Source organism: Prosthecomicrobium sp. N25, from assembly GCF_037203705.1.
Lineage (GTDB): Bacteria > Pseudomonadota > Alphaproteobacteria > Rhizobiales > Ancalomicrobiaceae > Prosthecodimorpha.
Genome location: NZ_JBBCAT010000005.1, coordinates 62875 through 89834, shown reverse-complemented (window position 1 = coordinate 89834; position 26960 = coordinate 62875). Strand labels below are relative to the sequence as shown.

Here is a 26960-nt window from a genome sequence, read left to right as displayed (position 1 = left end):
CGCAGGGCCCGGCCTCACTCGGCGGCCGCACGCAACGCGTTCGGATCGTAGTTGAGGATCGGCGAGAGCCACCGCTCGGCCGTCGCCACGTCCCAGCGCTTGCGCGCCGCGTAATCCTCGACCTGGTCCCGCTCGATCTTGCCGACCCCGAAGTAGTGGCTCTCCGGGTGGGCGAAGTAGAGCCCGGACACCGCCGAGCCCGGCCACATGGCGTAGCTCTCCGTCAAGGTGATGCCGGCCCGGGCCTCCACGTCGAGGAGACGCCACAGCGTCCCCTTCTCGGTGTGGTCGGGCTGCGCCGGATAGCCGGGCGCCGGGCGGATGCCCTGGTACTTCTCGGCGATCAGGTCGTTGACCGAGAGCCCCTCCCCGGCCGCATAGCCCCAGAACTCGGTCCTGACCCGGGCGTGGAGGTACTCCGCGAAGGCCTCCGCCAGCCGGTCGGCGAGCGCCTGGCTGAGGATTTTCGAATAATCGTCGTTCGCCCGCGCGAAGCGGGCTGCGACCGCCTCCTCTCCGATCCCGGCCGTCACCGCGAAGCCGCCAACATAGTCGGGAATGCCGCTCTCGCGCGGCGCGACGAAGTCGGCGAGCGCGAGGTTGCGCCGTTGGCTCCCCACCCGGCCGATCTGCTGGCGCAGCGTGTGGAGGCGCGCGAGCTCGTAGCGCCGGCCCTCGTCGGCGAAGAGGAGGATGTCGTCGCCCTCCGCCTGCGCCGGGAAGAAGCCGACGACCCCCTTCGCGGTCAGCCAGTTCTCGGCCACCATCTGGTCGAGCATCGCGCGGGCGTCCTCGTAGAGCGCGCGCGCCGCCGGCCCCACCTTCTCGTCCGAGAGGATCGCCGGATAGCGGCCGATCAGCTCCCAGGTGGCGAAGAAGGGCGTCCAGTCGATGTAGGGCACGAGGTCCCCGATCGTCACGTCGTCGACCGTGCGAGCCCCGAGGAAGGTCGGCTTCACCGGCCGGAACGACGAGAAGTCCGGCACGTGCCGGTTCGCCCGCGCCTGCGCGAGGCTGACACGCTCCTTCTCGGCCTGCCCGCGGGCGTGCCCCTCCTGGATCCGCCGGTACTCGGCGCGCAGTTCGGCGACCGTCGCGTCCCGGTGCTCGCCGAGGAGCGAGGAGACGACCCCGACCGCCCGGCTCGCGTCGGTCACGTAGACCGCCTGGCCGCGGCGGTAGTTCGGATGGATCTTCACGGCCGTGTGGATGCGCGAGGTGGTCGCCCCGCCGATGAGCAAGGGCAGGTCCATCCCCTCCCGCTCCATCTCGGACGCCACGTGGCACATCTCGTCGAGCGACGGCGTGATCAGGCCCGAGAGGCCGATGATGTCCGCCTTCTCGCGCCGCGCCGTCTCCAGGATCTTGGCCGCCGGGACCATCACGCCGAGGTCGATCACCTCGTAGTTGTTGCATTGGAGCACGACGCCGACGATGTTCTTGCCGATGTCGTGGACGTCGCCCTTGACGGTCGCCATCACGATCCGGCCGGCCGTGGACTGGCCCGTCCCGCCGTTCGCCGCCTTCTCGGCCTCCATGTAGGGCATCAGCCAGGCGACGGCCTGCTTCATCACGCGCGCGGACTTGACCACCTGCGGCAGGAACATCTTCCCCGCCCCGAACAGGTCGCCGACCACGTTCATGCCCGCCATGAGCGGGCCCTCGATGACGTCGAGCGGCCGCTTCGCCCTGAGGCGCGCCTCCTCGGTATCCTCGTTGATGAAGTCGGTGATGCCCGCCACCAGCGCGTGCTCGAGCCGCTTCTCCACCGGCCAGGAGCGCCAGGCCAGGTCCGCCTCCTTCTTCTCCGTCCCGCCGCCGTGCTTGAAGCGCGGCGCGGCCTCGAGCAGGCGCTCCGTGGCGTCGGAGCGGCGGTTCAGCACAACGTCCTCGGCGAGGTCGCGCAGGTCCGCCGGCAGGTCGTCGTAGACCGCGAGCTGGCCCGCGTTGACGATGCCGAAGTCCATGCCGGCCTGGATGGCGTGATAGAGGAAGACCGAGTGCATCGCCTCGCGGACGGGATCGTTGCCGCGGAACGAGAAGCTGAGGTTGGAGACGCCGCCCGACACGTGCGCGTGCGGCAGGTTGGTCCGGATCCAGCGCGTCGCCTCGATGAAGTCGACCCCGTAGGTGTTGTGCTCCTCGATGCCGGTCGCGACCGCGAACACGTTCGGATCGAAGACGATGTCCTCCGGCGGGAAGCCGACCGTGCCGGTCAGGAGATCGTAGGCGCGCTTGGCGATCTCGATCTTCCGCTTCAGCGTGTCGGCCTGGCCCTGCTCGTCGAAGGCCATGACGACGACCGCCGCGCCATAGCGCCGGCACTTCCGCGCCTGCTCCAGGAACGCCGCCTCGCCTTCCTTCATCGAGATGGAGTTGACGATCGGCTTGCCCTGCACGCACTTCAGGCCGGCCTCGATGATCGACCACTTGGAGCTGTCGATCATCACCGGCACCTTGGCGATGTCCGGCTCGGCGGCGATCAGGTTGAGAAACGTCACCATGGCCTTCTCGGAGTCGAGCAGGCCCTCGTCCATGTTGATGTCGATGATGGTGGCGCCGGCCTCGACCTGGCTCTTGGCGACGTCCAGGGCGGCCGCGTAGTCGCCGTTGGTGACGAGCTTGCGGAACTTGGCCGAGCCGGTGACGTTCGTGCGCTCGCCGACGTTGACGAAGGGGATCTCGGGCGCGTGCGTGAAGGGCTCCAGGCCCGAGAGGCGCATGCGCGGGGGCAGTTCGGGGAGCCGCCGCGGCGCCTTGCCGGCGACCGCCGCCGCGATCGCCCGGATGTGGTCGGGGGTCGTGCCGCAGCAGCCGCCCACGATGTTGACGAGCCCGCTCTCGGCGAATTCGCCGAGCATGGCGGCGGTCGCCTCCGGGCGCTCGTCGTAGAGGCCGAACTCGTTCGGCAGGCCGGCGTTCGGGTAGGCGCAGACGAGCGTGTCGGCGACGCGGCCGAGCTCGTCGATGTGGGCGCGCATCTCCTTGGCGCCGAGCGCGCAGTTCAGGCCGATCGAGAAGGGCTGGGCGTGCCGGACCGAATACCAGAAGGCAGTCGGAGTCTGGCCCGAGAGGGTGCGGCCGGAGAGGTCCGTGATGGTGCCCGAGATCATCACAGGCAGCCGGACGCCGGTCGCCTCGAAGGCCTCCTCGATGGCGAAGAGCGCCGCCTTGGCGTTGAGGGTGTCGAAGATGGTCTCGACGAGCAGGATGTCGGCCCCGCCCTCGATCAGCCCCCGCGCCGCCTCCCCGTAGGCGATCCTGAGGTCGTCGAAGGACACGGCCCGGTAGCCCGGGTCGTTGACATCGGGCGACATGGAGGCGGTGCGGTTGGTCGGCCCGATCGCGCCGGCGACGAAGCGCGGCCGTGACGGATCGGCCTTCGTGGCCGCGTCGCAGGCCTCGCGGGCGAGGCGCGCGCCCTCCCGGTTCAGCTCGAAGGCGAGCGCCTCCATGCCGTAGTCGGCCATCGCGATCGAGGTCGACGAGAAGGTGTTGGTCTCGACGATGTCGGCGCCGGCCTCCAGGTACTCCGCATGGATCGAGCGGATGATGTCCGGCTGGGTCAGGGTCAGGAGATCGTTGTTGCCCTTCACGTCCCGGTGCCAGTCGGCGAAGCGGGCGCCCCGATAGGCGGCCTCGTCCAGGCGATGCCGCTGGATCATGGTTCCCATCGCCCCGTCGATGACGAGGATCCGTTCGCGGGCGAGCTTCGCGAGGAGGGTCGCGGCGAGGTGCGGCTTGGTCATGGGGCTTCCGATCTTTTCGAACGACATGAAAAGGGAAGCCGCCCGCGCTGCCGCGGGCGGCGAAACCGCAGCTTGGCCGGCCTCAGGCCGCCGCCTCCACCGCCGCGTCCTCGCGCTCGGGCCGGAGCCCGAGGAGGTGGCAGATGGCGTAGACGAGGTCCGCGCGGTTCATCGTGTAGAAGTGGAAATCGCGGTATCCGCGGCGGACGAGGTCGAAGCACTGCTCGGCCGCCACCGTGGCGGCGACCAGCTGGCGCGTCTTCTCGTCCTTCTCGAGCCCTTCGAAGCGGTGGGCGAGCCAGGCCGGCACGCTCGCGCCGGCGCGCTTGGCGAAGCCGGCGGTGCGGTCGAAGTCGAGCACCGGAATGATGCCGGGAATGATCGGGATGTCGATGCCGGCGGCCCGGACGCGGTCGACGTAGCGCTCGAACGCGTCGTTGTCGAAGAAGAACTGGGTGATGGCCCGGCTCGCCCCGGCCTCGACCTTGCGCTTCAGGAGCGCGATGTCGGCCGGCATGTCCGGGCTCTCCGGGTGCTTTTCCGGATAGCCCGAGACCGAGATCTCGAAATCGCCGATCTCGCGGATGCCTCGGATCAGGTCGGGCGTGGAGGCGTAGCCGCCCTCGTGCGGCGCGTAGCGGGCCCCGACGCCGCCGGCAGGATCGCCGCGCAGCGCCACGATGTGGCGCACTCCGGCCGCCCAGTAGCTGCGGACGACGTCGTCGACCTCCTCCCGCGTCGCGTCCACGCAGGTGAGATGCGCGGCGGGCTGCAGCCTGGTCTCCCGGACGATGCGCGCCACCGTGGCGTGGGTGCGCTCGCGGGTCGACCCGCCGGCCCCGTAGGTGACCGAGACGAAGTTGGGCCGGAGCGGGGCCAGCCGCTCGATGCAGGACCAGAGGGTCTCCTCCATCTTCTCCGTCTTCGGGGGGAAGAACTCGAAGGAGACTCGGATCGCCTGCGGGCGGCCGAGGATGGTGTCGAACTGGGCGCCGGTCATGCGACGACCTCCCTTCTCGAGGCATGGGACGCGATGGCGATGCGCGGGTCTCGCGCCAGCCACAGCGTGACGGTGAGCTGCCCGTCCTGGGGCGCCGGGATGTCCCGGATGGCCTCGACGGCGAGGCCGGCCTGCTCAAGGAACCTGGTGATCTCGCCATGGCCGAAGCCGAGGCGCCGGTGCGCATGCTCCTCGCGCAGGAATTCGAGGCCGTGCGGCGCGAAGTCCACGATGACCACGCGGCCCCCCGGCCGGAGCACCCGCGCCGTCTCGCGGATCGCCCGCGCCGGGTCGTCCAGGAAGTGCAGGACCTGGTGCAGGGTGACGAGGTCGAAGGAGTCGCGCGGCAGGTCGAGGGCGTAGATGTCGCCGAGCCGGACCTGGGCGCCGGAGATCCGGGCGCGGTCCAGATGCGCCCGCGCCACCGCCAGCATGGTCTGCGACAGGTCGATGCCGAGCGCCCGCGCCCAGCGGCCGTCCAGGAGTTCGATGAGCCGGCCCGTTCCGGTCCCGAGATCCAGGTAGGCGTCGAAGGGCGCCGGCCCGACCGCCTCCAGGATCGCCGCCTCGACGAGGCCGTCCGCGGCATGGAGCGAGCGGATCTCGTCCCACGCATGGGCGTTCCGGGCGAAATAGGCCGCCGCGCGTTCGGAGCGGGCGGTCTTGACCTGCTCCAGCCTTTCCCGGTCGCGCAGCACCCGTGCGTCCCTCTGGTCGACGAGCGACCGGATGACGGAGGCGAGCGTCACGGACGCCACCGTGTCGGCGAGCCGGTAATAGACCCAGGCACCCTCGGGAAAGCGGTCGACGAGCCCCGCCTCTGTCAGGAGCTTCAAGTGCCGCGAGATGCGCGGCTGGCTCTGGCCGAGGATCTCGGTCAGATCCTTGACGGTGAGGTCCCCCTGCTCGAGCAGGACCAGGATCCTGAGGCGCGTCGGCTCGCCGGCCGCGCGCAGAACCTCCACCAGTTGCTCGCTGGAAAGCCGTTCGCCCGGGTCCGGGGCTGCGAAGGGGGAGAGATAGCTCATGGCGAGAAGGATATAAACATATCTTTATGCGCGTCAAGCGGTGATTGCGGTCGGGACCCGCGGAGCCGGAGCGGCGGGCGCGCTCGGCAAGGAGGCCCGCATCGTCTAGTCTGGCGGCATCGGCCCGCAAGCGGCCGCGGAGGAGGCCCGACATGGCAAAGGTGCAGATCATCGGCGCGCCGTTTTCGACCTACGTGCGCGTCTGCCGGATCGTCGCTGAGGAGAAGGTGATCGACTACGACCTCGTCGCCGTCGCCCCGCATACGCCGGCGGTGGACGCCGTCCACCCGCTCGGCAAGATCCCCGTCATGCGCCACGGCGACCTGGAACTCTTCGAGTCCCGCGCCATCGTCGGCTATCTCGACCGGGTCTTCCCCGGCCCGCGCATGATCCCCGAGGATCCCGTTGCCGCCGCCAAGGTCGAGGAGTGGGTCTCCCTGGTCAACACGGCCCTGGACGACGTCCTGATCCGGAAATACGCCGTCCTCTACCTCTTCGCCAAGGACGGCGGCCCGGATCGCGCCCGCATCGACGCCATCCTGCCCAAGGTCGAGAAGGCGCTCGGGCTGATCGCGGCGGCGGTCGCCGAGAACGGCTATCTGGTCGGCGACGGCTTCACCTACGCGGACGCCAACATCGCGCCGATCCTGCACTACCTGGCGAAGCTGCCCGAGTCCGGCGCGATGATCGAGGCCTCCGGCGCCCTCAAGGCCGCCATGGCGGCCCATGCCGCCCGCCCGAGCGTCGCCAAGACCGTGCCCTGAACCGGCCGGGGCCGGCCGTCACGTCGCGAGAGCGAGGCGCGGCCTGTCCCTGTCCGCAAAGGTCACCGCCGTGCGCGCCCCGCAGAACCGGGCGAAGAGATCGCACACGTCGGCGACCGCCGCCTCGAGGTCGCCGACCCCGCAGGACTGCACGGTGAGGAGCGCCCGCCGGGTCTCCGGCGAGACGAGCGAGCGTGCGTCCTGGCGCCAGTTCCAGCGCCGGCAGAGGACATGCGCGTCGTCGGCGAAGACCACCTCGCCCGGCTTCGGCGGGTCCTCCACGGGTCCCCCCGGCGCGCCGCCCTCGCCCTCCTCGCCGCCCGCCGCCATGTCGACGAAGCTGTCGCCCTCGCGGGCGTAGCGGAACGCGATGTCGCCCGTGAGCCTGTCCAGGTCGTCGGCGCCGAGCGGGAAGCAATGGGCGAGCGAAACGGCGTTGTAGGAATCCACGAAGCCATTGATGCGCGGGATCGGCCGCTCCGCCAGCACGTTCTTGACGATGCGTTCCACCGAGGACCGGTAGCTCGTCCGCTTGATGCCGAAACCCTTGTAGGCGAGCCGCCAGACCTTGACGCCCGGGATGTCGGCGAGCTCGAGCCCGCCCCAGCGCGCCCGCGCCGCCGCCTCGCGCTCCGCGATCAGCCCGTCGAGGGCCGCCGGCCGCTCCGCCGGGATCGCCAGGTCGGACGCCACCACCACGGCGACGCGGAAATCCGGGAAGGCCGGAACCAGTTCGGAGATGTCGATCTGCATGGCGCTCTTGATAGCGTGCCGCCACGGCCGCGCAAGGCCCCGCCGCCCCCGGCCCTAGCGGCCCGCCTCGGCGGCGGCCCGGCGCCGCCAAGCCGCGAGCCAGGCGCGCGCGGACCCGGGCTCCAGACCCTGGTAGGCGCGCACCGCCTCCTGCCGCGCCCGCCCGTCGAGCATCTGCCGCCAGGGCCCGAGGCCGAGGAGCCCAAACACCGTCCTGACCTCGAGCGGGATCGTCTTGCAAGCTTGCAGGAACGGCCCGGCGTCGCGGGCCGTCAGCCAGCCGATCATGTCGTCCCGCCGGACCTGCACCAGGTGGGCGAGCACGATGACCGCCTCCGGAAAGCGCTCCTCGGCGACGAGGCGCAGCAGCAACGGCTCGCCCCTGTGCCCGAGGTCGGCGAGCGCCATGACCCGGGCCTCGGCGGCGTCGAAGTCGTACATCAGCGCCCAGGTCTCGGCGGGCCGCTCCGGCAGCGTCCAGGTGCCCTCCCCCTCCCGGGAGACGTCCGTCCCCCGCCCGCGCGCATGGCCGGGCCCGTGGCGCACGAGGAAGCGCACCACGATGTCCGGCACGTCGGCCCGGCCGATCAGGACGGCCTCGAGCCGCTCGTCGGCGCGCGCCTGCAGGGACAGCCGGCGGAACCCGCGCGCCGACAGGAGCGCCGCGTGATTGCCGGCGAGCACCCGCCGGACCGCGTCGTCGCCGCGCTCCACGATGATGTCCGTCACCGTCACGGTGAGGTCGCCGCGCTCGGCGACCGCCCCCATGTGCCCGAGCCCCGTGTCGGCAAGGATCGCCACGAGGTCGGCCTCGGCCAAGGCGGGGGAATGGATGAGAATCGGCCGCGCCACGGTGATGATGTCCCGGGCGAGCCGCAGCAGGGTGGCCCGCGGCGGGTTGGTCATCACCGAGAACTGGATCGAGAGGTAGCCCCTCGTATCCGCCTCGACCGCCTCGACGAGCCGCCCGAAGATCCTGTCGAAGACCCCGAGCGCCTCAGCGTCCGCATCCTCGCCGGTCATCGCGAAGAGCTGGGCCAGTTGTCGGGCGAGTGCGTCGTCGGAGCCCCGGTCGCCGATCTTGCGCGACAGATAGCTTTCGAACGAGCTCGCCAAGGTCGCGAGGACCGGTCTGTCCATCTTTAATCCATAACTCAGAATAATTACGCTCGACGTTTATCAAAATAGCGCCTGGACTGGTGCGCCACAACAACAGACGGCCGCCAGTCTCTCATGTCTATTAATGAATTCGTTAAGATTTGACAGGCTCGCGCAAAACCGCACCTCGCCGCACCGACCGCCCGCCATGCCGTCGCCCCATTCGCGGCCATAACGACGGGCCTTCAACGGGATCGCTCCGGCGCTCCCCCGAACGGGACCATGCATGCTCGGGCGTCTCCTCCGCAGGGTTGTCGTCATCGCCGCCGCCGCGGTCCTGGGCGGCTGCGCGACGATCGACATCAACCCCGTCAACACGCCGACGGCGCTGCCGGCGCTGGTGCCAACCAACACGGTGGGGGCGGACGACGCGCTGCGCACGACCGTGGTCGGCCTCGCCTTCTCGGGCGGCGGCATGCGCGCCGCGGCCTTCTCGTACGGCGTGCTGCGCGGCCTCGACCGCGTGCCCCTGGAGGGCGGCGGCAGCATGCTGGACCAGGTCCGCTTCGTCTCGGGCGTGTCCGGCGGCTCGGTTACGGCCGCATGGTTCGGCCTGCACGGCCGCCGCGGCCTCTCGGACTTCGAGAAGCGCTTCCTCTACCGCAATGCCGAGGAGGCCCTGCGCACGCAGGTCTACTCCGTCACCAACATCGCGCGCGCGCTCGACCAGGGCGTCAACGACCGAAACGGCTTCCCGGCCTGGCTCAAGGAGAACGTCTTCGGCGACGCGACCTTCCGGGACCTCGCCCGCCCGGGCCGCCCGGTGGTCTGGATCAACGCCTCGGACATCACCTCCAAGGCGCCCTTCGTGTTCGAGCCCGTCACCTTCGCGTCACTCTGCTCGGACCTCTACAACTACCCCATCGCCGAGGCCGTCGCGGCGTCCGCGGCCGTGCCGATCGTCTTCGCCCCGGTGGTCATCCGCTCCTACGCCGACAAGTGCGGCTTCCGCCTGCCCGAGCACCTGGAGCGCCTCGCCGAGCGGCGCGACACCTCGCCGAACGTGCGCAACTACCTCGCCGCGCTGCGCCGCTACCGGGATGTCGGCCAGGTCGGCTTCGTCAAGCTGCTCGACGGCGGGCTGACCGACAACTGGGGCCTCGCGGGCTTCAACGTGGCGCTCGCGTCCGCATCCGAGCCCTACAAGCCGATGACCAAGGACGACGCGGTGGTGGTAGAGCGCTTCATCTTCGTGGTCATCGACAGCGGCCGCACCCTGCCCGGCGACTATGCCAAGACCCTCGAGGGCCCGAGCGGCTCCGCGCTCCTGGAGGCCGTCACCGACACGGCGATCGACAGCGCGGTCCGCAATTCCTTCGAGGTGCTGCGCCTCCAGATGAAGAACTGGGAGGAGCGTCTGAAGACCTGGCGCTGCGGGCTGGACCCCGTCGAGGTCGCCCGCATCCGCGGCTCCGCCGAGGGCTGGGACTGCCGCAAGATCTCGGTCCGCGTCGAGCGGCTGTCCTTCGAGGACCTCGACCCGGCCACCGCCCAACGCCTCGGCGCCATCCCGACCCGCTTCAACCTCGACCAGAAGGACGTCCGCCTCTCCATCGAGGCCGGCGCCGCCGCGGCCGTGAAGGTGCTGGGGCAGGAGTAGGGAAAGGTTCCCCTCGTCTCTTCCCCAGGCGTCCCCGCTATTTCCCCTCGGGTCTCGGGGGTGCCGCCGGCGTTCTTTGGGCCTGGGCCAGGCGAGCTCTCGCGTCTATGCCTTTGTTCTTCAGTTCCTCGGCATAGAGACCAGGCAATCCCTTGAACAACTGCCGGCACATGTCGAGGAACACCTTGTATCCGGGGTCGCTCCTCGGATAGCCATTCTCATAGGTTCTAATGTCGTGCCGCGGGTCGATGTCGGACGTGAGACTCGAAACGCAGACGGCGTACATCGTCGGGTTCTCCGTGACGCTGAGCGCGATGTCGCGGACCGCCTGCGCGGCCGCGGGGTCCACGTGCGGCGCCTGGATCGTGATCTGCTGAACGTCCTGCTTCTGGACACCGGCAACGGCAGGCGGCGTATTGACGATGACCGCCTGGTTGTTGGTCGCGGTACCTGCCGCCTCTGCCGTGGGGGCCGTGCCCGCAGGCGGAACGGTCAACGTCGTCGTGCCCACGCCGGCGACGATCGGAGGTGCGTTGACGATCACAGGCGGCGCCGAGGGACGCTGGGTGAGGCCGTCCATGGCCAGCAGGGCCGCCATGGTCCGCGGCATGTTCGCCAAGAGCAGATTGTACTGCGTCTCGTCGATCGCGCCGTTCATGTAGGCCTCGCAAGCCCGGTAGAGGCCGTCGCGCAGCAATTGAATGGTCTGCGTGCGCATGCCCACGAAAGCCGCGTTCTCCGCATAGGTTGCGGCCAGCCCGGCAGCAGCGGTGCGGCTACTGCTGGCGACGCCGATGGCCCCGCTGTTGTCTGCATTCGGCACGGGCGTCGACTGCCCGCTGGCGGTCGCGGCGCTCGCCGCGAGACTGGCAGCGACGGAGGTGAGGCTGTCGGGACTCGGCTCGGCGCACACGACGCGCTGCCCTCCGCTTCGCCCCCCTCTGTTGGTCACCAGCAGCAGGCGCTGGCTGGCGTCCATCCTCGCGCTGGTTCCGCTGTCGATGTCGAAGGTGCCCCAGAGCCCCCGTTCACATCCGCCCAGCGCAACACCGGCCGCAATAATCATAATCAAGAACCTGCATTTCATTGTACAACCCTCCCGCCAAAACTGACGGTTGAATTGTACTAAGCGCCTTTCACAACTCGATCACATTTTCGCCACAGGTCTTAACTTTCGTTAGGGAAGGCCGGCCTCGTCCTTCCCCGTCCCCGGCCCGCGCCCATTGCCGCCGTCCCTGCCTGTCGCTACATAGGCGGCAACGCGCGCGCCCCGGCAGGGCGCGCCGACCCCCATTCTCCCGGACGCGAGGCGGCGAGGCCCATGGCTTCCTACGAGTACATCTATTACATGCACGGTCTGTCGAAGACCTACCCGGGCGGAAAGAAGGTTCTCGACAACGTCCACCTGCAGTTCTTCCCCGACGCCAAGATCGGCGTGCTCGGCATCAACGGCTCGGGCAAGTCGACGCTGCTGCGCATCATGGCGGGGATCGACAAGGATTTCAGCGGCGAGGCCTGGGTCGCCAAGGGCGCCAAGGTCGGCTACCTCGAGCAGGAGCCGCACCTCGATCCCGCGCTCGACGTGGTCGGCAACGTCATGCTCGGCGTCGCCCCCAAGAAGGCCCTGGTCGACCGCTTCAACGAGATCTCCATGAAGCTCGCCGAGGACTATTCCGACGAGCTCATGGAGGAGATGACCACCCTTCAGGACCAGATCGACGCCCAGGGCCTGTGGGACCTCGACTCCAAGGTCGAGATGGCCATGGACGCCCTGCGCTGCCCCGCCCCGGACGCGGACGTGGCCAAGCTCTCCGGCGGCGAGCGCCGCCGCGTCGCGCTCTGCAAGCTCCTGCTCTCCGAGCCCGACCTCCTGCTCCTCGACGAGCCGACCAACCACCTCGACGCCGAATCCGTCGCCTGGCTCGAGAAGCACCTGCGCGAGTTCAAGGGCGCGGTGCTGATCGTCACCCACGACCGCTATTTCCTCGACAACGTCACGGGCTGGATCCTCGAGCTCGACCGCGGCCGCGGCATCCCCTACCAGGGCAACTACTCGTCCTGGCTCGGGCAGAAGCAGAAGCGGCTCGAGCAGGAGGGCCGGGAGGAGGAATCCCGCCAGCGCACGCTGGCCCGCGAGCAGGAGTGGATCGCGGCCTCCCCGAAGGCCCGGCAGGCGAAGTCCAAGGCGCGCATCCAGCGCTACGAGGAACTGGTCCAGAAGGCCAACGACAAGCTCGCCGGCTCGGCGCAGATCATCATCCCGGTGGCCGAACGGCTCGGCAACAACGTCATCGACTTCGACCACCTGCGCAAGGGCTACGGCAACCGCCTGCTGATCGACGACCTGACCTTCAAGCTGCCGCCCGGCGGCATCGTCGGCGTCATCGGCCCCAACGGCGCCGGCAAGACCACCCTGTTCCGCATGATCACCGGCCAGGACAAGCCCGACGGCGGCACCATCACGATCGGCGACAGCGTCCGCCTCGGCTATGTCGACCAGTCGCGCGACGCCCTCGACCCGAACAAGACGGTCTGGGAGGAGATCTCAGGCGGCAACGACGTGATCTACCTGGGCAAGAAGGAGATGCACTCGCGTGCCTATTGCGGGGCCTTCAACTTCAAGGGCGGCGACCAGCAGAAGAAGGTCGGCCAGCTCTCCGGCGGTGAGCGCAACCGCGTCCACCTCGCCAAGATGCTGAAGTCCGGCGCCAACCTGCTGCTTCTCGACGAGCCGACCAACGACCTCGACATCGAGACCCTGCGGGCGCTCGAGGAGGCCCTCGAGGACTTCGCCGGCTGCGCGGTCATCATCAGCCACGACCGCTGGTTCCTCGACCGCATCGCCACCCACATGCTCGCCTTCGAGGGGGACAGCCACGTCGAGTGGTTCGAAGGCAACTTCCAGGACTACGAGGCCGACAAGAAGCGCCGCCTCGGCCCCGACGCCGTCGAGCCGCACCGGATCAGGTACAAGCCCCTGACGCGCTGACCCCCGCGCGGCGCGGCCCGGGACCTCCGCGCCGCGCCGTCCCGCCAGCTCGTCCGCCCCCGGATTGCACTGCATACGAAAGCATGCCGCCCCGGCGCCGTTCGCCGCGGTCGGAGCGGTGATCTTACAGATTTCAGTCTACTCGCCGCGCACCCGTCGCACCTGGGCGGGATCGGCCGGCAACGCCGCATAGACCCCGCGCATCGGGCGGTGGATCAGGCCGTTGCGCACCATGCGGTGGAGGATGACCGAGAGGTTCGAGGACGTGACGGAGAAGCGCTGGTCCTCCAGGCTCGTCTGCAGGTCGTCGATGCGCATCGGGTCGCCGCTCGCCTCGAGCGTCTGCACGATGCAGGCCTGGATCTCCGAGGTCGGGTGCTGGACGTAGCTCGGCGGCACCGGCCGGCGCGGCTCCAGGTGATGCACGATCCCCGGGCTCTCGGCGGCCTCGGCACCGCGCCCCTGCACTGCGGCGGGCTCGGCCTCCGGGGCCGGTTCCCGCACGCTGCGCACCATCTCCTCGACCATGGGCTCGATCACCTCGACGAGCGCCCGCTCCCCGAATCCGGGAACGATGCCCGAGAATGCCCTGTACTTGGCGAGCAGGACCTGGGCGTCGAGCGCGAGCTCCGCCTGCAGCTTCGCCGCCACCGCAGCCTGGGCTCGGTCCGCCGCGTCATACTGGCCCATGCGTCACCCCCGGGATCCTTAGACCATGCCATCCCGCGTCCTTGTTTACAACAACCGACAGTCGCATCCGGCTTTTCCACCGAAAGGTTGCGAAGCGGTTAACAGCCTCTTTGCCTCGATCGGAGCGGTGTGTAATATGTTGTAAGAAACAGTTTCGGGGGCCAGACCCATGCCCGACCTCGCCGCCGCGTCCGCCTCCGTCTTCGCCCTCGGCATCGGCCTGACCGGCCTCGCCGCGACGATGATCCGCTATCGGGTCTCGATCCTGTGGTCGCTCGGCTCCGGTGTGGACGGCAATCGCATCTCGGCCTTCGAGATCGCGCTCGTCAACCGGCACAGGCCGGAGCGGTCCATGCGGCTCTACCTCTATCTGGCGAGCCGGCGCTGAACCCTTGCGCGTCCCGCGCGGACCCGGTTGACAGGCGCGGCGGGACGGCGAGGCTCTGCCCGAGGAGCCCGCCATGACCCCGACCCTCTACCCGATCGAGACCCCCGCCGCCGGCCGGCTCGTCATCATGCCCGCGCCGATCCGCGACCAGTTCCCGGGGCTCGCCGCCGCCGGGGTGGCGCTCGTGGTCTCGCTCCTGCCCGCCGAGGAGGCCGAGCGGCTCGCCCTCACCGACGAGGCCCTGCGCTGCCGCCGGGCCGGCATGGATTTCCTGAACGTCCCCGTCCCCGACTTCTCCGTCCCGGCCGACTTCGAGGCCTCCGCGGCCCTGGTGGCCGCCCTCGCCGACCAGATCGCCGGCGGCGACACAGTCGCGGTTCATTGCCGGGCGGGGATCGGACGCTCGGGCATGGTCACGTCGGCGATTCTCTGCGCGCTCGGCGCCGCCCCCGAGGAGGCCATGGCGGCCGTCTCGGCCGCGCGCGGCTGTGCCGTGCCGGAGACCGACGCGCAGCGTGACTGGGTTCGCCGATTCGCCGCCTTCGCGGCCGCGCGCGTCGCGGGCGGCTGAGCCCCGCGACCGGCCCCGCCCCCGAACCGGGCGACGCCGGCCGATCGGCCGGCGTGCCGCCTGGGACGGACCATCCGGGCTCCGGCCTTTGCCGGATAGGGCTCGGCATTCTGCAGCGCCGCGGGCCCCGCTGACGGAAGCCGGCGCGCTCGCGTCCGGCTCCCGGGGCGGCGCCATGGGCCGCCTCGACTTGGGGCCCACCCTAGGACGGGTCCGCGGAACCCGCCCTGAAGGCGCCGTTCACCGGCCGTTCAACGCGGTCCGACGGCCCGCCCTGCGCCGTCCCGCGTTGCAGCCCCGCGCCCGGCCGCCGGCGCTCGGCCCCTTACCCGCATTGACCGCCGCACCGCGACTGTGCTCGCATCGCGCCGGACCCGTACGGCACCTGGCGCGAACGTCGCGCCGGTCCGGGCCAGGGAGGATTTCTCATGAAGCGCAGACAGTTCCTGACCGCCGCGGGCGCCGGCGCCGCCTCGGTGGTCGCCGCCCCCGCGATCGCCCAGCAGGCGCCCACGATCAAGTGGCGGCTGACCTCCAGCTTCCCCAAGCAGCTCGACACGATCTACGGCACCGCCCTGACCTTCGCCAAATACGTCGCCGAGGCGACCGACAACAAGTTCGAGATCCAGTGCTTCGGCGCCAACGAGATCGTCCCCGGCCTCGCCGCCCTCGACGCGGTCGGCAACGCCACCGTCGAATGCGCCCAGACGCCGACCTATTTCTACGTCGGCAAGGAGCCGGCCCTCGGCTTCGGCACCGGCATGCCCTTCGGCCTCAACTCGCGCCTGCAGCACAGCTGGTGGCACTTCGGCGGCGGCGACGCGCTCATCAACGAGGCGCTCGCGAAGTTCAACACGATCGGAATGCCGCTCGGCAACTCCGGCTGCCAGATGGGCGGCTTCTTCCGCAAGGAGATCAAGGAGCTTTCCGACCTGAACGGCCTGAAGTTCCGCGTCGGCGGCTTCGGCGGTCGCGTCCTCGCCCGGCTCGGCGTCGTGCCCCAGCAGATCGCCCCGAGCGACATCTACCCGGCCCTGGAACGCGGCACGCTCGACGCCGCCGAATTCGTCGGCCCCTACGACGACGAGAAGCTCGGCCTGCACCGCATCGCGAAATATTACTACTACCCCGGCTTCTGGGAGGGCGGGGCGATGATGCACCTCTGCATCAACCTGGGGAAATGGAACGAGCTCTCCAAGAGCTACCAGGCGATCGTCCGCAACGCCGCCGAGGCCGCCAACAACTGGATGCTCGCCAAGTACGACGCCGTGAACCCCGGCGCGCTCCGCCGCATCGCGGCCGGCGGCGGCGAGCTCCGCCCCTTCCCCGTCCCGGTCCTCGAGGCGGCGCTCAAGGCCACCAACGAACTGCACCAGGAAATCGCCGCGACGAACCCGCTCTACAAGCGCACCCTGGAGAGCCATGACGCCTTCCGCGGCGAAGGCCTGCTCTGGTGGCAGGTCGGCGAATACTCCTTCGACAGCATCATGGTGCGGACGAAGGGCAAGGCCTGAGCCCATCCCGCCGAGCGCGGCCGCCCCGTAAGGCCGGGGCGGCCCGCCGGACGGGCCGGCGGCCTCAGACCGCCGCAACCCGCCCGAGGAAGCGGTCGAAGGCCTCGTTCACCCGGCTTGTCTCCATGGCCATCGAGCGGGCCGCCGACACGAAGGCCTCCGCGCTCTGCTGCGCCTGGCGGGAGGCCTCAGTAACGGCCGCAACGTTCTGCGCCACCCCCCGCGTTCCCGTGGATGCCGTCGCCACGTTGCGGCTGATCTCGCGCGTGGCCGCGCCCTGCTGCTGGATACCCGTCGCCATGGCGCCGGCATGCCCGTCGGCCTCGTCCATGGTCGCCGTGATCGCCTGGATCGAGGACACCGCCTCCGCGGTCGCCTGCTGGATCGCCCCGACCTGGGCGGCGATCTCCTCGGTCGCCTTGGCGGTCTGGGCGGCGAGCGACTTCACCTCGGTCGCCACCACCGCGAAGCCCCGGCCCGCCTCGCCGGCCCGCGCCGCCTCGATGGTCGCGTTGAGCGCCAAGAGGTTGGTCTGCTCGGCGATGGCCTGGATGAGGGTCACGACCTCGCCGATCTTGTGTGCGCCCTGCGCGAGGCTCGCAATCTTGACGTCCGTCTGCCGGGTCCCCCGCGAGGCCTCGCCCACGATGGCGCTCGTGCGCGACACCTGGCCGCCGATCTCCGCGATGGAGGCGGCGAGTTCCTCGGCCGCGCCCGCGACCCCTTCGACACTCGCCGAAGCGGCTTCCGAGGCGGAGGCGGCCGCCGCCGCCCGGTCCGCCGTGGTCTGCACGGCACCGGCGAAGCCGGTTGCCCGGTCGCGCATGTCCTCGCTCGCCCGGGCCATGGCCTCGAGCATCGTCCGGATCTCCGCCCGGAACGCCGCGATCAGCCTGTCGATCTCCGACTGGCGGGCGAACTTGGCGCTGGCCTCCGCGGCCGCGGCCCGTTCCAGAGCCTCGCGCGCCCGGGACCCGTCGCGCAGCACCACCACGGCCCGCGCCATCGTGCCCACCTCGTTGCGGCGCTCCACATGCGGAATGGCCGTCTCGAAGGCGCCGCCGGCGAGCTTGTCGACCGCGTCCGCGAGATCGAGGATCGGCCGCCCGAGCCGCCGCGCCATCAGCGCCGCCCCGATCGCCAGGACGAGCACGAGGCCGGCCGACACCGTGAGGACGGTCCCCATCAGGGCGTCCGCGCCGCGCGTCACGTCGGCCTTGCGGACACCGGCGTAGAGCAGGCCGGCGACGGCTCCGCTGGAATCGAGGAAGGGTTGGTAGATCGTGTAGTAGGGGACGTCCAGGATGACGGCCTCCCCCCGATACGCCTCTCCGCGCAACACCACGGCCGTCACCGGGTTGTCGACGCCCAGAACGGTACCGACCGCCCGGCTGCCGTCCGCCTTCTTGACCGAGGTCGTCATCCGGACGAAATCCCGCCGTGCCGCGTCGAAAGCGAAGATCGTCGCCGTCCCGCCGGTGATCCGCGAAACCTCGTCGATCAGCTTGTGATCCGAGACATCCGGCAGCGTCGGGATCACGATCCGCACCGGAGACCCCTCCTTCCACGTGACGGCAGCGCCCGGCACTGTTCGCTCCACGAGCGTCGCGACAACGCGGATGGCGAGACCCTGCCGCTCCGCCGCCGTCTGGACGGCATCGTCCCGCAGGGTCTTCTGAGTGACACCGAGGAGAACGAGCGCCGTCGTGCCCACGAGAACTACGGCCATCAGCGCGAAGAGGCGGGACAGTTTCATGTTCCCCAGCATAATCTGGATCCTCTGGTGTCGTGTAAGGGGATACTCCGTAACCCTGGGATGCACGATGTGAACAGGCGGTAAATCAACTTGAATAACATACGAAATTCCAAAGTATCCGTTTTTGCACTATAGGAATTGCGAAGCCGACCCCGTTAGAAACCGCAAGCAGGGGTTCCGCGGGCGGCGACGGCGAAACGAAAGCTGCCTCCGCGGAGGCAAAAAGGGGATCGCGCATGTTCGGGTCGAGTCTGACGCTCTTCCGGGTCTTCGGGCTCGACATCAAGGTGAACCTCAGCTGGGCCTTCATCGCCCTGCTGATCGCCTGGTCGCTGGCGAGCGGCTATTTCCCGAGCGTGCACGAGGGCCTCGCCCGGGCGACCTATTGGGCGATGGGCGTCCTGGCCGTCGCCGGCATCTTCTTCTCGATCCTCGTCCACGAGCTCGCCCATTCGCTGGTGGCGCGCGCCTTCGGCATCCCGATGCGCGGCATCACGCTCCATCTTTTCGGCGGTGCCGCCGAAATGGAGGCGGAGCCGGGCACCCCGAAGGCCGAGTTCCTGATGGCGATCGCGGGCCCCCTGATGAGCGTGGGCGTCGCGCTGGTGCTCTACGGCCTCAACCTCGCGCTCGGACTCGGCGCGGACGAGCCGGCCGGCATCGTCCTGCGCTACGTGGCGACGCTCAACCTCGTCCTCGCCGTCTTCAACATGCTGCCCGCCTTCCCGCTCGACGGCGGCCGCGTCCTGCGCGCCGGGCTCTGGGCCGCCAGCGGCGACTTCGCCCAGGCGACCCGCCGGGCGGCCCGCATCGGCGCCGCGCTCGGGCTCCTGGTCTCCGCCTTCGGCTTCATCCAGATCCTCGCCGGCGCCTTCTCGGGCGGGCTCTGGATGGTGCTGATCGGCTTCTTCATCCGGTCCGCGGCCCTGACGGCCCGCCTCGACCTCGACACCCGCACCATGCTGACCGGCCGCACCGTCGCCAGCTTCATGACGGCCGACCCGGTGACGGTCGGCCCCGCCATGGCGATCGGCCACTTCGTCGAGGACGTGGTCTACCGCTCGCGCCACGACGCCTATCCGGTGGTCGACGGCTCCGGCGCCCCGCGCGGCCTCGCGGTCGTCGGCAACCTGCACCAGATCGAGCGCGAGCGCTGGCCGTCCGCCTCGGTTCTGGAGATCATGCAGCCCGTCGACTCCGCCATGGTGGTCGCCCCGGGCGACGACGCGGTGGCGGCCCTCGAGCAGATGCGCGCCGGCGGCCACAGCCGCCTCCTCGTCGTCGACGCCGGCCGCCTCGTCGGCCTCCTGACCCTCAAGGACCTCCTCGAGACCCTGGATCTCCGCCAGCGCCTGGAGGGCTCCCGCTGACGGCGGCGTCCTAAGGGCGTCCGCCCGCGCAGGGCGCCAGCACCATCCCGGCGTCCGGCGCGGCGCCGGGCACGAGGTCGCCGGCCGCCGTGCAGGCATGGTGCGAGCAGACCCGCCAGTCCGCCACCGCGCCCGATCGCGCCAGCGGCACGGACGCGAGCGCCGGCAGCGCCGGTCGCCACACCCACCATCCGTCGACGAGCCGGGCCCCCTCCCCGGGCTCCATCCCGGCCCCCGAACCCTTGATCCGCGCCTCCACGATCTGCAGCCCGGCCGGCGTCGCCGCGTATGTCTCCCGCCACTCGGTCTTCTCCACCGAATGCGTCCAGGCGAGCGTCACCACCTCGGCGGCGACCACCACCGATTTAGCACCCGAGATCAGGCAGATGGGCATGACCGGCTACGGCGTCGGGGCCGCCTCCGCCTTGCAGGGCGCGGCGGTGATGTCGCGGCCGGGGGGCGCGCCGGTCAGGTCGGCGAGGGGCTTGCACGACCCGTCCCAGCAGACCTGCCAGTCCCGGGTGCCCGGCTCCGCCCCGAAGGCGACCACCGGGAAGGCCCGGCGCTGCACCCGCCAGACATACCAGTCGCCGTCGCGCGTCGCGGCCGGCAGCGGCGGCTCAGGTTCCACCGCCTTGGCGCGGAGGTCGGCCGCCACCATGCCTCCCGGCGCCACCTGGTAGCTGCGCCGCCACTCGACCCCGGTCGCCTCGACCGTCCAGGCCAGCGTGAAGAGGTCGGCGGCGACGACCGCCACCTTGGCTCCTCCGATGAGACAGGCCGCCATGCGTTCTCTCCCTCTCCCCGCGCCTCGTCCGGGCGCCTTGTTCCTTCAGTGCCACGCCGGCCCCGCCCGGTTCATGCGACATTCAGCCGTCCCCATGCAAGCTCGCCGGTCCGGAGCCCCTCCCCCGCCACGAACCCGGGCTCCGCAGGAGTTCCCATGCATCCCGCGCGCCTCGCCGCTCTCGCCGCCCTGGCCGTCCCGCTCTGCCTCGCCGCCCCCGCGGGCGCGGAGGTGATCAAGCACCTGACGCCCTGCCCGGAAGGCAAGGCGCTCTGCCCCTTCTTCGAGGCCGGCGCGGCGCCCCCGGAGGGCTGGGTCGAGGACCGGTCGGGCCGGGAGGACGGCGTCCTCCTCTTCATCCCGGCGGGCACCACCTTCGACGCAGCGCCGGCCTGGATCTACGTCCGCGCCGTCCCCAACGAGCCCAAGCTGCCGCTTGCCGAGATCGTGGCCGGCGACCAGGCGCGTTTTCGCGAGGACAACCCCGACGTGACCATCGAGCCGCGCCCCGATCTCGCCGGCCCGGGCGGGCGCGGCGCGGTGCCGGTCTACGACGTGGTCGAGGACCAGGGCGGCCGGACGGTGCTGGAGCGGGTCGCGACGCTCGCCGACCAGGACCGGGACGGCAACGCCTTCGCGGTCGGCCTGATCCTCGCCGCCGAGGACCCGGCCGACCTGGAGAAGGCCGAGCCGGCCTTCCGCGCCATGCTGTCCGCCTACCGGTGAAGCCGGCGGGCGGCGCTCAGCTGAGCCCCTCGATGAGCCCGTCGGCGCCGAGCCGGATGTGCTCCGCCGAGGGGATCTTCGGCAGGCCAGGCATGGTCATGATGTCTCCGCAGATGACGACCAGGAAGCCCGCGCCCGCCGAGAGCCGCACCTCGCGGACCGGGATGGCGTGCCCCGTAGGTGCGCCCTTCACCTCCGGGTCGGCCGAGAAGCTCGACTGGGTCTTGGCGACGCAGATCGGCAAGTCGCCGTAGCCGGCCGCCTCCAGGTCCTTGAAGCGCTTCTTGATCTTGCTGTCCGCCACCACCGAGCCGGCCCGGTAGATCTCCTTGGCGATCGTCTCGACCTTGGTGAGAAGCGGCATGTCGGAAGGATAGAGCGGGCTGAAGGCCTTGGCGCGCGGCCCCTCGGCGAGCTCGACGACCGCCCGTGCCAGCGCCTCGGACCCCGCCGAGCCGTCGGCCCAGTGGGTGCAGATGATCGCCGTGACGCCGAGCTTCTCGCGGCACAGGTCGACGATCAGCTTCAGCTCGGCGTCCGTGTCGGACACGAACTTGTTGATGCCGACCACCGCGGGCACGCCGAACTTGGCGACGTTCTCGACGTGACGGGCGAGGTTGGCGAAGCCCGCCTCCAGCGCCGTCAGGTTCTCCTTGCCGAGGTCGTCCTTCTTGACGCCGCCATGCATCTTGAGCGCCCGGACGGTCGCCACGATGACGGCCGCGTCGGGCGCGAGCCCGGCCTTGCGGCACTTGATGTCGAAGAACTTCTCCGCCCCGAGGTCCGCCCCGAAGCCGGCCTCCGTCACCACGTAGTCGGCAAGCTTCAGCGCCGTCTTGGTGGCCCGGACGGAATTGCAGCCGTGCGCGATGTTGGCGAAGGGACCGCCGTGCACGAAGGCGGGCGTGCCCTCGAGGGTCTGCACGAGGTTCGGCTGGAAGGCGTCCTTGAGGAGGACCGTCATGGACGGCGAAGCCTTGAGGTCGCCCGCGGTGATCGAGCCTTTGCCGCGGGTCTCGGCCACGACCATCCTGGCGAGCCGTGCCTCGAGGTCGGCGAGGTCGGTGGCGAGGCAGAACACCGCCATCACCTCCGAGGCGACCGTGATGTCGAAGCCGTCCTCGCGCGGGAATCCGTTGGAGACGCCGCCGAGCGAGGAGACGATCGACCGCAGCGCCCGGTCGTTCATGTCGAGCACGCGCCGCCAGGCGACGCGGCGCGGATCGATATCGAGCCCGTTGCCCCAGTAGATGTGGTTGTCGAGCATCGCGGCGAGCAGGTTGTGCGCCGACGTGATGGCGTGGAAGTCGCCCGTGAAGTGGAGGTTGATCGCCTCCATGGGGATCACCTGCGCCCAGCCGCCGCCCGCCGCGCCGCCCTTGACGCCGAAGCAGGGGCCGAGCGAGGGCTCGCGCAGCGCGATCGCCGCCTTCTTGCCGATCCGCGTGAGGCCGTCGCCGAGGCCGACCGTGGTGGTGGTCTTGCCTTCGCCGGCCGGCGTCGGGTTGATGGCGGTGACGAGGATGAGCTTGCCGTCCGGGCGGCCCTCCTGCGCGGCGATGAACTCGTTCGACACCTTCGCGATGTGGTGGCCGTAGGGGTAGAGCGACTCGTACGGGATTCCGAGCTTCTCGGCGATCTTCACGATCGGCTGCGGGGTGACGCTACGGGCGATCTCGATGTCGCTCTTCATGGGACGTTCCTCACCGGTTTCTGGCAAACTCAGGCCCGCTCGCGGGCGCGTTGGACTTTGGTCGCATCCGGCCGCCGCCCTGTCCATGCGACGAGGGCGCACGCGACAAGCCGGACGAGCTTCCGTGCCGTCTCCCGATCCTTCCTACGCGGGACTGCGTAAGTAGTCGACCCTTGAGCCGGCTCAATTCCCCGACAACGAACTTCCCCTACGCTCTCCTGGAGTGCTGTCCAGAAGACGACCCTCGTGGGAAGCCCGTTCGCATCGGGCTCGCCGCGGGAGACCGTCCGGGACAGCCGGATCGGGGGAACTGCATATGGATAGCACAGGGATACCGGATACCAAGTCCATGGACGCCACCCCGGCCGTCGCGGTCGCGACAGAGGCCGTGCTGAAGCCGGCCTCCGCCGACGCCGTCCTCGCCGCCGCGGTCGCCGCGACCGAGCCGGCCGGGAAGCCCGGCAAGGAGGCCAAGGGGAAGCGCGACAAGGCTCCGGCCGCCAAGGCCCCCGCGACCCCTGCACCCGCCGAGCCGGCGGCGCCGACCATCGCGGAGATGCGCAAGGATCCGGAGACGATCCGGCACATGTTCGAGTCCGGGGAGTATCCCTACAAGACCAAGATGCGCGCGAAGGTCTACGAGGCGCACAAGCTGGAACTGCAGCGCGAGCTTCTCAAGGCGCAGCACTGGGTCGAGCAGACCGGGCAGAAGATCGTCGTGCTGTTCGAGGGGCGCGACGCCGCCGGCAAGGGCGGCACCATCAAGCGCTTCACGGAACACATGAACCCGCGCACCGCCCGGGTGGTCGCGCTGCAGAAGCCGACCGAGCGCGAGAAGACCCAGTGGTACTTCCAGCGCTACATCGCCCACCTGCCGGCCGCCGGCGAGATCGTGATGTTCGACCGCTCCTGGTACAACCGCGCCGGCGTCGAGCGGGTGATGGGCTTCTGCACGCCCACCGAGTATCTGGAATTCATGCGGCAGTGCCCCGACTACGAGCGCATGCTCGTCCGCTCCGGCATCCGCCTCTACAAGTACTGGTTCTCCGTCACCCGGGAGGAACAGCGCCGGCGCTTCATGTCGCGCGAGACCGATCCCCTGAAGCAGTGGAAGCTCTCGCCGATCGACCGCGCCTCGCTCGACAAATGGGACGACTACACCGAGGCCAAGGAGGCGATGTTCTTCTACACCGACACCGCCGACGCCCCCTGGGTGATCGTGAAGTCCAACGACAAGATGCGCGCACGCCTCAACGCCATGCAGCACTTCCTGTCGAGCCTGCCCTACCCCAACAAGGACCTGTCGCTCGTCTCCGGCCCGGACCCGCTGATCGTCGGCACGACCGAGCACGTCATCGGCCGCGACACCAAGCTCCTGGACAAGAGCACCCACCCCGACCTGAAGCGCTGAGGAGGGGCCGGCCGGATCAGCGGCCGGCCGCGTCCAGCTTCAGCGCGCACCAGATCGCCCGGTGCACGGGGGTCGGCACGCCGGCCTCCGCGCCCATCCGGACCACCGCGCCGGAAAGCCACGGCAACTCCAGCCGCGCCCCGCGCTCGAGGTCGTGCAGCATCGAGGCCTTCATGCCCGCCGGCAGCGCATCGGCGAAGCCCATCACCTTGTCGGCCTGCTCCGCCGGGATCCCGATCCCGCGCGCCCGCGCCACCGCAACCGTCTCGCGCACCGCGTCGTGAAAGAAGGCGCGCAGGTCCGGATCCGCCCGGATGTCGCCGATCGGCCGGCGCGTCAGGGCCGTGACGCCGCTCATCGCCGAGAGGAACACGAACTTCTCCCAGATCGCCCGGCGGATGTCGCCGGTCAGCGCGTGGTCGATGCCGGCCCGGGTGCAGGCCGCCGAGAAGGCCTCGAGCCGCGGGTCCACCGCCCCGTCGAAGGCTCCGACGGTGAGGCGCGCCAAGGTCCCCAGATGGCGGATGACCCCCGGCCGGGCGATCGAGGCGCCGATGTGGCAGACCCCGCCGGCGACATGCCCCGCGCCGATCATCGCGGCGATCCGGTCGCCCGCGTCGACCCCGTTCTGGAACGAGATCACCACCGTATCGGCCGTCAGCACCGGCTTGAGTTGCTCGACCGCACCCTCCGTGTCCCAGAGCTTGACCGCGAAGAGCACGAGATCGACCGGCCCGAGTTCAGCCGGATCCGACACGACGCGGATCGGCATCCGCTCGATCGGCGTGACCCCGCTTTCGATCGTCAGCCCCTCCGCCGCCAGCGCCGCCCCGTGTGCCCCGCGGGCGACGAAGCCGACGTCGAAGCCCGCCGCCGCGAGCTTGCCGCCGAAATAGCCGCCGACGCCGCCCGTCCCCATCACCGCGATCCGCATGCCGCTCCTCCTCCGACCGGATCGCCTCAGTTGGCACGACGGGCCCGCGCCTGCAACCCGGGCGTTTTGCCCGCCCGGGCGGTCCGGCGGATTCCCGTTCCGAGGTCGGCCTCAAGTTTGGAATTGACGAAGTCGACCCGTTCGATCGACATTGATGACCAGAATGAAGAAGATGGAGACGGCCGGATGGACGACACCACAACGACGCGGCGCCCGGTGCCTCGCCCGCCCGGTGCCCGTGCGGCCCGGCGACCCCGGCTCCTGGACGTCATGCTGGTGGCGGTCGCCTTCGCGATGGTGAGCGCCGTCATGCTCCAGCGCACGCCCGCGGTGTCCCCGCCGGTCGGCACGGCCTCGGCCTTCCGGTAACCTCGTCATTCGAACTCGTTATGTTCCGCACAAGCGAATGATACTTGCACAGTTATGCATATGAATATGGGCCGAAACCGGAATATTAGCGGAACGAAACGCGTCGATCAGATTGTCCGGTCATCGCCTCGAATGTGCCGTAACGTCAACGGCTTCGCTTTTCCCTACAGCGCCCTGTCGGGCCGTTGACCCTTCGGATACCACGATCGCCGATCGGGATCCCTCGCGTGTCCCGGGGTAATCAGGACGAAAGCCCGCACCGCACATGATGGCCTCGGGATAGAGACCGGGAAGGCTGGCGGGTGAGCATCAATTCCGAAGCGGCTGTCGGGGCGGCACGGCAGGGGCCGACGCCCCTCGCACGCCTGCGGCAGATGATGGCGGGCGAGGGCGAGCACGCCGGAGCGCCGCTGCGCGCAGGCTTCGCATTCGGCATCCGCGTGGCCAGCGCCGCGGTCATGTTCGTCACCCAGATCCTGCTCGCGCGCTGGATGGGCAGCCACGACTTCGGAAAATACGTCTACGCCTGGACTCTCGTCATCGCGATCGGCGACCTGATCCCCCTCGGCTTCGCCTTCTCGGCCCAACGGATCATCCCCGAATATCGGCACGGCGGCGAGGGCGCGCTCCTGCGCGGCTTCCTGTCCGCCAGTCGGCTCTTCGTTTTCGCCGCCGGGACGGTGGCGGCCCTCGTCGCGGTCGGCCTCGTACGGGTCTTCGCCGGGTCGCTCGCCGAGTCGGACCCCGTCGTCCTCACCATTGCGGCGGCGGCGCTGCCCGCCTATGCGCTCGGCAACCTCCTGGACGGCATCGCCCGATCCTACGACCGCGTCCACCTGGCCCTCGTGCCGCCCTTCCTGGTTCGGCCGCTGCTCGTCATCCTGCTGGTGGCCGCCGCGCACGGCCTCGGCCTGACCACGGACGCGGCCCAGGCCATGACCGCCGCCGTCGCCTCCACCTGGGCGGTGATGCTGGGACAGCTGCTGCTCGTCGACCGCGCCCTCGCCCGCTCGGTCGAGCCCGGCCCGCGGGACTACCGTTTCGCCGGCTGGCTCTCGGTCTCGCTGCAGATCTTCGCGGCCTGGGCCTTCATGACCCTCTTCACCTACGCCGACCTGATCGTCCTCAACGCGTTCGTGACGCCCGAGAAGGTCGCGATCTACTATGCCTCGGTGAAGACCCTGGCCCTCACCCAGTTCATCACCTACGCGGTCAGTTCGGTCTTCGGCCACACCTTCGTCCAGTACAAGGTGGCGGGCGACCAGGCCGGCCTCGAGCGCCTCCTCGCCTTGGCGGTGCGGCTGACCTTCTGGACGTCGCTCGCCATGACGGGCGTCCTGCTCGCCTTCGGGCACCAGATCCTCGGCCTCTTCGGGCCGGATTTCGCCGCCGGGACGCCGCTTCTCTTCATCCTCTCACTCGGCCTCATGGCACGTGCCGCGGTCGGCCCGGCCGAACGGCTCCTCACCATGCTCGGCGAGCAGAGGGCGACGGCGGCCATCTACGCCGCGGCCTTCGCCACCAACCTGTCGGCGGCCCTCGTCCTGGTCCCGCCCTTCGGGCTTCCCGGCGCCGCCGCCGCTGTCGCCGGCGCCATGGTGGTCGAGTCGGTCCTCCTGTGCCTGACCGTCCGCCGGCGCCTCGGGCTCAACGCCTTCGTGCTCGCCCCCAGGAACCGGCGCGGAGCGGAGCCTGCCTTCCGATGACCGT

The 26960-nt window shown here is 70.1% G+C and carries 23 protein-coding genes; 11 read left to right on the top strand and 12 right to left on the bottom strand.

The window, feature by feature from the left end:
• Window positions 1-14: 14 nt before the first annotated feature.
• The 3 genes from metH to WBG79_RS24880 all read right to left on the bottom strand — a co-directional run bounded on the left by metH (window position 15) and on the right by WBG79_RS24880 (window position 5777).
• On the bottom strand, window positions 15-3749 hold the full coding sequence (metH, locus tag WBG79_RS24890) for a methionine synthase (RefSeq protein ID WP_337359943.1): 3735 nt from the start codon (window positions 3747-3749) through the stop codon (window positions 15-17).
• A gap of 82 nt (window positions 3750-3831) precedes the next feature.
• On the bottom strand, window positions 3832-4749 hold the full coding sequence (gene metF, locus WBG79_RS24885; protein ID WP_337359942.1) for a methylenetetrahydrofolate reductase [NAD(P)H]: 918 nt from the start codon (window positions 4747-4749) through the stop codon (window positions 3832-3834).
• Entirely contained in the window at window positions 4746-5777 is a 1032-nt protein-coding gene (locus WBG79_RS24880) for an ArsR/SmtB family transcription factor (protein WP_337359941.1), read from the bottom strand. The genes metF and WBG79_RS24880 overlap by 4 nt, the downstream gene beginning before the upstream one ends.
• 152 nt (window positions 5778-5929) lie before the next feature.
• On the opposite strand from WBG79_RS24880, the gene WBG79_RS24875 reads away from it, so the two are divergent.
• Complete coding sequence (locus WBG79_RS24875; protein WP_337359940.1) at window positions 5930-6541, top strand: glutathione S-transferase family protein; 612 nt, start codon at window positions 5930-5932, stop codon at window positions 6539-6541.
• Window positions 6542-6559: 18 nt separating this feature from the next.
• On the opposite strand, the gene WBG79_RS24870 is transcribed toward WBG79_RS24875, so the two are convergent.
• Window positions 6560-7294, bottom strand: coding sequence for a B3/B4 domain-containing protein (locus tag WBG79_RS24870; protein ID WP_337359939.1), 735 nt, complete (start codon window positions 7292-7294; stop codon window positions 6560-6562).
• A gap of 54 nt (window positions 7295-7348) precedes the next feature.
• Window positions 7349-8434: a DUF2336 domain-containing protein gene (locus WBG79_RS24865; RefSeq protein WP_337359938.1), complete on the bottom strand. Its 1086-nt coding sequence runs from the start codon at window positions 8432-8434 to the stop codon at window positions 7349-7351.
• 244 nt (window positions 8435-8678) lie between these two features.
• On the opposite strand from WBG79_RS24865, the gene WBG79_RS24860 reads away from it, so the two are divergent.
• On the top strand, window positions 8679-10052 hold the full coding sequence (locus WBG79_RS24860; protein WP_337359937.1) for a patatin-like phospholipase family protein: 1374 nt from the start codon (window positions 8679-8681) through the stop codon (window positions 10050-10052).
• A gap of 37 nt (window positions 10053-10089) precedes the next feature.
• Here WBG79_RS24860 and WBG79_RS24855 read toward each other — a convergent pair whose 3' ends face one another.
• Window positions 10090-11139 carry a hypothetical protein gene (locus tag WBG79_RS24855; protein ID WP_337359936.1) on the bottom strand — a complete coding sequence of 350 codons (1050 nt, stop codon included), beginning with the start codon at window positions 11137-11139 and terminating at the stop codon, window positions 10090-10092.
• Window positions 11140-11373: 234 nt separating this feature from the next.
• On the opposite strand from WBG79_RS24855, the gene ettA reads away from it, so the two are divergent.
• Entirely contained in the window at window positions 11374-13041 is a 1668-nt protein-coding gene (gene ettA, locus WBG79_RS24850) for an energy-dependent translational throttle protein EttA (RefSeq protein WP_337359935.1), read from the top strand.
• Between the two features lie 138 nt (window positions 13042-13179).
• On the opposite strand, the gene WBG79_RS24845 is transcribed toward ettA, so the two are convergent.
• Complete coding sequence (locus tag WBG79_RS24845) at window positions 13180-13731, bottom strand: hypothetical protein (protein WP_337359934.1); 552 nt, start codon at window positions 13729-13731, stop codon at window positions 13180-13182.
• Between the two features lie 169 nt (window positions 13732-13900).
• Between WBG79_RS24845 and WBG79_RS24840 the strand changes: the two genes are divergently transcribed.
• The 3 genes from WBG79_RS24840 (at window position 13901) to WBG79_RS24830 (ending at window position 16204) form a co-directional block, all read left to right on the top strand.
• A complete protein-coding gene (locus WBG79_RS24840) occupies window positions 13901-14119 on the top strand; it encodes a hypothetical protein (protein WP_337359933.1) in 219 nt (72 codons plus the stop codon).
• Between the two features lie 73 nt (window positions 14120-14192).
• A complete protein-coding gene (locus tag WBG79_RS24835) occupies window positions 14193-14690 on the top strand; it encodes a protein-tyrosine phosphatase family protein (RefSeq protein ID WP_337359932.1) in 498 nt (165 codons plus the stop codon).
• A gap of 428 nt (window positions 14691-15118) precedes the next feature.
• Window positions 15119-16204, top strand: coding sequence for a TRAP transporter substrate-binding protein (locus WBG79_RS24830; protein ID WP_337359931.1), 1086 nt, complete (start codon window positions 15119-15121; stop codon window positions 16202-16204).
• Between the two features lie 64 nt (window positions 16205-16268).
• Here the strand turns inward: WBG79_RS24830 and WBG79_RS24825 are convergent, their stop codons facing one another.
• Entirely contained in the window at window positions 16269-17960 is a 1692-nt protein-coding gene (locus tag WBG79_RS24825) for a methyl-accepting chemotaxis protein (protein WP_337359930.1), read from the bottom strand.
• 236 nt (window positions 17961-18196) lie between these two features.
• Between WBG79_RS24825 and WBG79_RS24820 the strand changes: the two genes are divergently transcribed.
• Complete coding sequence (locus tag WBG79_RS24820) at window positions 18197-19330, top strand: site-2 protease family protein (RefSeq protein WP_337359929.1); 1134 nt, start codon at window positions 18197-18199, stop codon at window positions 19328-19330.
• A gap of 10 nt (window positions 19331-19340) precedes the next feature.
• Here WBG79_RS24820 and WBG79_RS24815 read toward each other — a convergent pair whose 3' ends face one another.
• Together WBG79_RS24815 and WBG79_RS24810 are read right to left on the bottom strand one after the other, a co-directional pair.
• Window positions 19341-19724 carry a DUF1850 domain-containing protein gene (locus WBG79_RS24815; RefSeq protein WP_337359928.1) on the bottom strand — a complete coding sequence of 128 codons (384 nt, stop codon included), beginning with the start codon at window positions 19722-19724 and terminating at the stop codon, window positions 19341-19343.
• Window positions 19725-19730: 6 nt separating this feature from the next.
• Complete coding sequence (locus tag WBG79_RS24810; protein WP_337359927.1) at window positions 19731-20117, bottom strand: hypothetical protein; 387 nt, start codon at window positions 20115-20117, stop codon at window positions 19731-19733.
• 156 nt (window positions 20118-20273) lie between these two features.
• Here WBG79_RS24810 and WBG79_RS24805 point away from each other — a divergent pair, with 156 nt between their 5' ends.
• Window positions 20274-20843 (top strand): hypothetical protein, encoded by a 570-nt coding sequence (locus WBG79_RS24805; protein WP_337359926.1) that lies wholly within the window; start codon window positions 20274-20276, stop codon window positions 20841-20843.
• A gap of 16 nt (window positions 20844-20859) precedes the next feature.
• On the opposite strand, the gene WBG79_RS24800 is transcribed toward WBG79_RS24805, so the two are convergent.
• A complete protein-coding gene (locus WBG79_RS24800; protein ID WP_337359925.1) occupies window positions 20860-22536 on the bottom strand; it encodes a formate--tetrahydrofolate ligase in 1677 nt (558 codons plus the stop codon).
• 349 nt (window positions 22537-22885) lie between these two features.
• Between WBG79_RS24800 and ppk2 the strand changes: the two genes are divergently transcribed.
• The gene (gene ppk2 / locus WBG79_RS24795) at window positions 22886-23947 is read left to right on the top strand and encodes a polyphosphate kinase 2 (protein ID WP_337359924.1); all 1062 of its coding nucleotides are present in this window, start codon (window positions 22886-22888) and stop codon (window positions 23945-23947) included.
• Between the two features lie 16 nt (window positions 23948-23963).
• On the opposite strand, the gene WBG79_RS24790 is transcribed toward ppk2, so the two are convergent.
• On the bottom strand, window positions 23964-24881 hold the full coding sequence (locus WBG79_RS24790) for a 2-dehydropantoate 2-reductase (protein WP_337359923.1): 918 nt from the start codon (window positions 24879-24881) through the stop codon (window positions 23964-23966).
• A 186-nt stretch (window positions 24882-25067) separates the two neighbouring features.
• On the opposite strand from WBG79_RS24790, the gene WBG79_RS24785 reads away from it, so the two are divergent.
• Complete coding sequence (locus WBG79_RS24785; protein WP_337359922.1) at window positions 25068-25250, top strand: hypothetical protein; 183 nt, start codon at window positions 25068-25070, stop codon at window positions 25248-25250.
• Between the two features lie 302 nt (window positions 25251-25552).
• Window positions 25553-26956, top strand: coding sequence for a lipopolysaccharide biosynthesis protein (locus WBG79_RS24780; protein WP_337359921.1), 1404 nt, complete (start codon window positions 25553-25555; stop codon window positions 26954-26956).
• Window positions 26957-26960: the final 4 nt, after the last annotated feature.

What these genes read in the sequence shown, in the direction of transcription:
- metH (WP_337359943.1), bottom strand. Translation starts at nt 3,749, where the DNA reads ATGACCAAGCCGCACCTCGCCGCGACCCTCCTCGCGAAGCTCGCCCGC.
- metF (WP_337359942.1), bottom strand. Translation starts at nt 4,749, where the DNA reads ATGACCGGCGCCCAGTTCGACACCATCCTCGGCCGCCCGCAGGCGATC.
- WBG79_RS24880 (WP_337359941.1), bottom strand. Translation starts at nt 5,777, where the DNA reads ATGAGCTATCTCTCCCCCTTCGCAGCCCCGGACCCGGGCGAACGGCTT.
- WBG79_RS24875 (WP_337359940.1), top strand. Translation starts at nt 5,930, where the DNA reads ATGGCAAAGGTGCAGATCATCGGCGCGCCGTTTTCGACCTACGTGCGC.
- WBG79_RS24870 (WP_337359939.1), bottom strand. Translation starts at nt 7,294, where the DNA reads ATGCAGATCGACATCTCCGAACTGGTTCCGGCCTTCCCGGATTTCCGC.
- WBG79_RS24865 (WP_337359938.1), bottom strand. Translation starts at nt 8,434, where the DNA reads ATGGACAGACCGGTCCTCGCGACCTTGGCGAGCTCGTTCGAAAGCTAT.
- WBG79_RS24860 (WP_337359937.1), top strand. Translation starts at nt 8,679, where the DNA reads ATGCTCGGGCGTCTCCTCCGCAGGGTTGTCGTCATCGCCGCCGCCGCG.
- WBG79_RS24855 (WP_337359936.1), bottom strand. Translation starts at nt 11,139, where the DNA reads ATGAAATGCAGGTTCTTGATTATGATTATTGCGGCCGGTGTTGCGCTG.
- ettA (WP_337359935.1), top strand. Translation starts at nt 11,374, where the DNA reads ATGGCTTCCTACGAGTACATCTATTACATGCACGGTCTGTCGAAGACC.
- WBG79_RS24845 (WP_337359934.1), bottom strand. Translation starts at nt 13,731, where the DNA reads ATGGGCCAGTATGACGCGGCGGACCGAGCCCAGGCTGCGGTGGCGGCG.
- WBG79_RS24840 (WP_337359933.1), top strand. Translation starts at nt 13,901, where the DNA reads ATGCCCGACCTCGCCGCCGCGTCCGCCTCCGTCTTCGCCCTCGGCATC.
- WBG79_RS24835 (WP_337359932.1), top strand. Translation starts at nt 14,193, where the DNA reads ATGACCCCGACCCTCTACCCGATCGAGACCCCCGCCGCCGGCCGGCTC.
- WBG79_RS24830 (WP_337359931.1), top strand. Translation starts at nt 15,119, where the DNA reads ATGAAGCGCAGACAGTTCCTGACCGCCGCGGGCGCCGGCGCCGCCTCG.
- WBG79_RS24825 (WP_337359930.1), bottom strand. Translation starts at nt 17,960, where the DNA reads ATGAAACTGTCCCGCCTCTTCGCGCTGATGGCCGTAGTTCTCGTGGGC.
- WBG79_RS24820 (WP_337359929.1), top strand. Translation starts at nt 18,197, where the DNA reads ATGTTCGGGTCGAGTCTGACGCTCTTCCGGGTCTTCGGGCTCGACATC.
- WBG79_RS24815 (WP_337359928.1), bottom strand. Translation starts at nt 19,724, where the DNA reads ATGCCCATCTGCCTGATCTCGGGTGCTAAATCGGTGGTGGTCGCCGCC.
- WBG79_RS24810 (WP_337359927.1), bottom strand. Translation starts at nt 20,117, where the DNA reads ATGGCGGCCTGTCTCATCGGAGGAGCCAAGGTGGCGGTCGTCGCCGCC.
- WBG79_RS24805 (WP_337359926.1), top strand. Translation starts at nt 20,274, where the DNA reads ATGCATCCCGCGCGCCTCGCCGCTCTCGCCGCCCTGGCCGTCCCGCTC.
- WBG79_RS24800 (WP_337359925.1), bottom strand. Translation starts at nt 22,536, where the DNA reads ATGAAGAGCGACATCGAGATCGCCCGTAGCGTCACCCCGCAGCCGATC.
- ppk2 (WP_337359924.1), top strand. Translation starts at nt 22,886, where the DNA reads ATGGACGCCACCCCGGCCGTCGCGGTCGCGACAGAGGCCGTGCTGAAG.
- WBG79_RS24790 (WP_337359923.1), bottom strand. Translation starts at nt 24,881, where the DNA reads ATGCGGATCGCGGTGATGGGGACGGGCGGCGTCGGCGGCTATTTCGGC.
- WBG79_RS24785 (WP_337359922.1), top strand. Translation starts at nt 25,068, where the DNA reads ATGGACGACACCACAACGACGCGGCGCCCGGTGCCTCGCCCGCCCGGT.